This is a genomic window from Micromonospora sp. NPDC002411, from assembly GCF_053592955.1.
The window spans coordinates 1-1,399 of record NZ_JBSFBM010000630.1; the positions used below are offsets into that span (position 1 = coordinate 1).

Below are 1,399 nucleotides of genomic sequence, written 5' to 3' on the forward strand. Positions count from 1 at the left end.
GGGCCGTTCGGGGCGGTCAGGCCGTTGGAGGCGCCGTCCTGGTTCACGGCGGTGCCCCGGACCACGGCGAGGACGCGGTGGCCGTTGCGGACCGCGTCGGAGAGCCGCTCGACCAAGAGGATGCCCGCGCCCTCGGACCAGCCGGTGCCGTCCGCGCCCGCCGCGAACGACTTGCAGCGGCCGTCGGCGGACAGGCCCCGCTGGCGGGAGAACTCCACGAACGCGTCCGGGCTGGCCATCACCGTGACGCCACCGGCCAGCGCGAGGGAGCACTCACCGGACCGTAGCGAGCGGACGGCCAGGTGCAGCGCCACCAGCGACGACGAGCAGGCGGTGTCCACGGTGACGGCCGGGCCCTCCCAGCCGAGGGTGTACGCGATCCGGCCGGAGGTGACACTTGCCGCGGTGCCGGTGAGTCGGTACCCCTCGACCCCGTCGGCGATCTGGTCACCGGTGCCGTAGCCGGAGAAGGACGCTCCGACGAAGACACCCGCGGGTTCGCCGCGCAGGCCGGCGGGGTCGATACCGGCCCGCTCGACAGCCTCCCACGCGGTCTCCATCAGCAGTCGCTGCTGCGGGTCCATGGCCAGCGCCTCGCGCGGTGAGATGCCGAAGAACGCCGCGTCGAAACCGGCGACGTCGGCGACGAACCCACCGGCGCGGGTGTAGGAGGCGCCGGGCTGGTCCGGGTCGGGGTCGTAGAGGGCGTCCAGGTCCCAGCCACGGTCGGCGGGGAACCCGGCGATCGCGTCGGCGCCGGACTCGACGAGACGCCACAGGTCCTCGGGTGAGCCGACGTCGCCCGGGTAGCGGCAGGCCATCCCGATGATGGCGATCGGCTCGTCGGTAACACCGGCGGACGGTGCGACGGTCTGCGCAGCGCGTTCCGTCCCGGACAGCAGGGTGTCCAGTTCGGCGGCGAGGACGGCGGCGTACGGGTAGTCGAAGGCGACGGTGGTCGGCAGGCGCAGGCCGGTCGCGGCGGCGAGGCGGCTGCGCAGCTCCACAGCGGTCAGCGAGTCGAAGCCGAGTTCCCGGAAGGGGCGGTCGGCCGGGACGGCGTCGGCGGAGTCGTGACCGAGGACTGCGGCGGCCTCGCTGCGTACCAGGTGCAGCAGGTACGCGCGGCGCTCCTCGACGGTACGGCCGGCCAGCAGGTCGGTGGCCGGGCCGGTGGACTGCGGCTGCTCCTCGACGTCGGTGAGCAGCGGGCTGAGCAGGGGGCTGTTGCGTCGTACCGTGAAGGCGGGTCCGAAGCGTGACCAGTCCACGTCGGCGACCACCACTGTGGTGTCGCCGGCGGAGACGGCGTGGGTCAGCGCGGCGATGGCGCGGGCGGGGTTCATCGCGGTGACGCCGCGCCGCGCGAGCTGGGCGGAGACGCCGGCGTCGGCCATGC

At 74.3% G+C, this 1,399-nt stretch carries 1 protein-coding gene; it reads right to left on the bottom strand.

Going from position 1 to position 1,399, the window contains the following annotated elements:
* The coding region (locus ACWCO3_RS34595) for a beta-ketoacyl synthase N-terminal-like domain-containing protein (RefSeq protein WP_450014214.1) at window positions 1–1,399 on the bottom strand (1,399 nt) is incomplete at both ends.